Source organism: Borrelia hispanica CRI, from assembly GCF_000500065.1.
Taxonomy (GTDB): Bacteria; Spirochaetota; Spirochaetia; order Borreliales; family Borreliaceae; genus Borrelia; species Borrelia hispanica.
The window spans coordinates 1-3,261 of record NZ_AYOU01000083.1 but is presented as its reverse complement, the minus strand read 5'-3'; the positions used below and the strand labels follow the sequence as shown (position 1 = coordinate 3,261).

Here is a 3,261-nt window from a genome sequence, read left to right as displayed (position 1 = left end):
TCAAGTTGTGCACTTGTATACAACTTGTAAAGACATGTCATATCACCAAGATTTGATTCATTAATACTTACAATAGAATCGGGATTTATGCTAAATAGTACACCTGTAAATTCTTGAAAGTTGTCTTTGTCAATTATTGCTTCAGAACTTGCAGTATCTTCATTATATTCATATCTTTTTTTATAAAGCCTTAAAGGTTTTTTATTTTCAAAATAAGAGATAACAGATTTTGCCATTTGAGCAAATTTACTTCTAACATGATTTATCTGCATTAACGAGCAACTCCTATGCAATATTTTTTAGTTGTTGATTCTTCAACAAGTGCTAAATTAGCTAATAATGAATCAAAAGACGAACAGAACCCTTCACTAGCTTTGATCCCAGCACCAAAAGATTCAGAACCATCAGATTGTGATTGTACCTGTTCATATTCGATCTCAAGTTCGTTAAGTTTATGCTTCTTTACTACTTGACTATTGCCACTAAAATCATCGATAGTTCCGCTTTTCTTTAGTCTGCAGCCAGTATAGTAATACATCAACAATTTGATATGTGAAGCCGTGAGCATCTCTACGTCAATACCCCTAACTTCAAGAAGCATATCGACCAATTTTGCATATTGCATAAAAGTAGAAAAACTCACAGTCTCTTCATTAGTGTCTAATAATTCTATTATTTCTGCATAAAGTTGGCGTATTTCATTTTGAAGTTCTTGTGTTTCTTCTTGACTTTCATGCTGTGACATAGATACTCCTTAACTTTGCTTAATTTCTACTTGAAGAATAGTCTTCTGTGTAGCCATAAGCCCACCAAGAACAAAATCAATATAAGAATGAGCTATATTACTTGAATTGGTGTCAATTTGTTCATTTGGTGTTGGCAACATGAATTGACTTGGTTTGAATTTAAGCAACTTCGGATTCATTGGGTAAATAATAATTTGATTTTTTAGTAAATTAGATATTTGTATAGTTACTTCATTTCTATTATTCAAAGCTTTAATTGTTTTAATTAAAAAATCTTCCCATGAATCAGTTGACGAATAAACATTAGATGATGAGGATGCATTTGGTATTGCATAAGGTTTAACCAATTTTAAGCTTGTCAATGGATCAATTAATACCATGAATGGACAATCAAAGTAGTCACCAAGTTCTAATTTTGAAAGTCCTGATTCTATAGATTCAAATATCTTCTCCATTTTGTCTTTATTTGCAGCTTGAACTTCTTCTTTGATTTGATATGGCATATTGAGCAGTCCATACATATTAGGTAATAGACGTTTTGTTCTTGTGCCATCCTTTTGCACTGATACAGTTCCCGTTAGTACAAAATGGGTGATCAGTTTCATAATTTCATTGCATGCTAGTTTATATGCGGTACCAAAAGGCAAGTGATTATTATTAACATCTCCAACATACTCAGAATTTGTAAATTGAGCAACAGCAGAATCTTTCAGATGTGCAAATTTGTATTGCAAATGCAAATAGTTAAGTTTTACGAATTCTGATCTAAATCCTATTGTTGAGACAGTATTATAATTATTTATAACATTTGTTGGATTATCGTTGATGAATGCATCCCATTCTACTACTTTGAAAAATCCCATCTTATAAGGAACTTCTTCAATTTGTTCTGGGGCGAACCAATCGTAAAATTTTGGTAATTCTACTTCCTCTGTTGCTTGAATAACTTCTTGTTCATAATAATCTTCTTCATATAATTCCATTTTCAAACCTCCTTGATTGAATTATTGGACATTGTTGCCAACAAATTTTACATGAACTAAATATGTATTATCTGGTAAAGATACCGTATCTTCTACAGCAATTGCATTATAAATGGTATTTGAACCACTAGATTTTTCTGCTTCACCTTTATCGTTAAACTTGATTTTGTCGCCTCTTTTGATTGTTGCGTCTTTTGCAAAAAGCCAAGCTTGATAACCACCAGAAGTAATAGGAACAACTTGCGCTGTTTCTGTATAATCATCAATGTCAATGCATATGCCATACAAATCACCCCCACCACCTGGTTGAACATAAGATTCATAGTGAACCTCATTAGCTTTGATTGGATTTGTTGCGACCTTAACACCACATTTGTAGGGATAGTTTTTACTAGGCCAGTTTTCTATTTTTGTATTACTACTAGAAGCGGTAAACCCACCATCGCCAATATGTGGTCCTTTGTTTCTAAAATCAAAAGTATTACTTCTAACAGCTACTTCTTTACTACCACCTTTGATAACAGCCGCCAGAGCTTTTCTTTTGTCCTCATAATCTTTGATGAGCTGTTTCATATCTGGCATACTCTAACCTCCTTTTTATTTTTAGCTTTTTCTTTGTATGGCTTTGTTGCCAAATATAGTAACTTTTACAAAATGAATTACAAAATCACTACTTGAACTAAAAGACGAATCGCTTTGTTCAGCTGGAGTTCTAAAATCATGCTTATATGTATTACTTAATGCGATAATATTGATTGAAGTAGGTAAATTAGAACTGGCTTTTACCAATTCGCCTTCAGAATTGAAGTCTAAATGGTCGCCACATTGTATACTAGAATCTGCACATATGAAATAACCAGAAACATTATTAGTAATTGGAACTACACAAGCAGTATTAGTATACTCATCAACATCAACACACATGCCATATACGTTAGAATCATCGCTTGTCTCAACAAAAACAGACCCATCAGTATCAAAACTCAATTTCACAGCACGTTTGTATGGAAAACCTTTGTATGGCATATTTTCATATTTGTCAACGCTGCTTGAGATAGTTTGCGTTAAGATATAAGGAAAATCGGCACTACCCTGAAAACCATTCTTTGCACAACTTCTTACAGCCAAATCTTCTGTTGTTGTTTTAGTATATTTTTTCAGTCTAAGATATGCCAACCTGTATTGTTTTTCTTTCTCTGCTCCAAAACGACTATCCAGATTTTGACTTAAATCTTCTGCTCCTCTTCTTTTTCTACTTTTAGGAGTATGAGAACTACTATCTTGATTTACTTGAACTTCTGATTCAATCTCAAGATCAGCTTGTTCTTTTGTATCATCTACTTGAGAAGATAATTCTACATCATTGACTTTACCACTCATTAGCTTTTAGCCCTATTACCAAATATAGAAACATGTATTATGTAAAGATTTTCGTTAAGTTTCACAGCCTTAGAAAGTGCAACTGCATTAATGAATCTTGATGAGCTAGTATCTTTCTCTAGTTCCCCAAAATTATTGAATTTCAATGTATC

At 32.7% G+C, this 3,261-nt stretch carries 6 protein-coding genes; all 6 read right to left on the bottom strand.

Translation table 11 applies throughout. The annotated features are described in order from the left end of the window. A partial coding sequence (locus U880_RS0102345) for a DUF1506 family protein (RefSeq protein WP_024654617.1) occupies nt 1-272 on the bottom strand: 272 nt, incomplete at its 3' end. Then, complete coding sequence (locus tag U880_RS0102340; RefSeq protein WP_024654616.1) at nt 272-745, bottom strand: DUF3890 domain-containing protein; 474 nt, start codon at nt 743-745, stop codon at nt 272-274. The genes U880_RS0102340 and U880_RS0102345, both read right to left, overlap by 1 nt. Nucleotides 746-754: 9 nt before the next feature. Next, nucleotides 755-1,729, bottom strand: a complete 975-nt coding sequence (locus tag U880_RS0102335) for a hypothetical protein (protein WP_024654615.1) — start codon at nt 1,727-1,729, stop codon at nt 755-757. A gap of 21 nt (nt 1,730-1,750) precedes the next feature. Beyond that, nucleotides 1,751-2,311 carry a DUF228 domain-containing protein gene (locus U880_RS0102330; RefSeq protein WP_024654614.1) on the bottom strand — a complete coding sequence of 187 codons (561 nt, stop codon included), beginning with the start codon at nt 2,309-2,311 and terminating at the stop codon, nt 1,751-1,753. Between the two features lie 21 nt (nt 2,312-2,332). Further along, on the bottom strand, nt 2,333-3,109 hold the full coding sequence (locus tag U880_RS10500) for a DUF228 domain-containing protein (protein WP_024654613.1): 777 nt from the start codon (nt 3,107-3,109) through the stop codon (nt 2,333-2,335). Continuing rightward, a complete protein-coding gene (locus U880_RS11110; RefSeq protein WP_235047991.1) occupies nt 3,109-3,255 on the bottom strand; it encodes a DUF228 domain-containing protein in 147 nt (48 codons plus the stop codon). The genes U880_RS10500 and U880_RS11110 overlap by 1 nt, the downstream gene beginning before the upstream one ends. Nucleotides 3,256-3,261 lie beyond the last annotated feature (6 nt).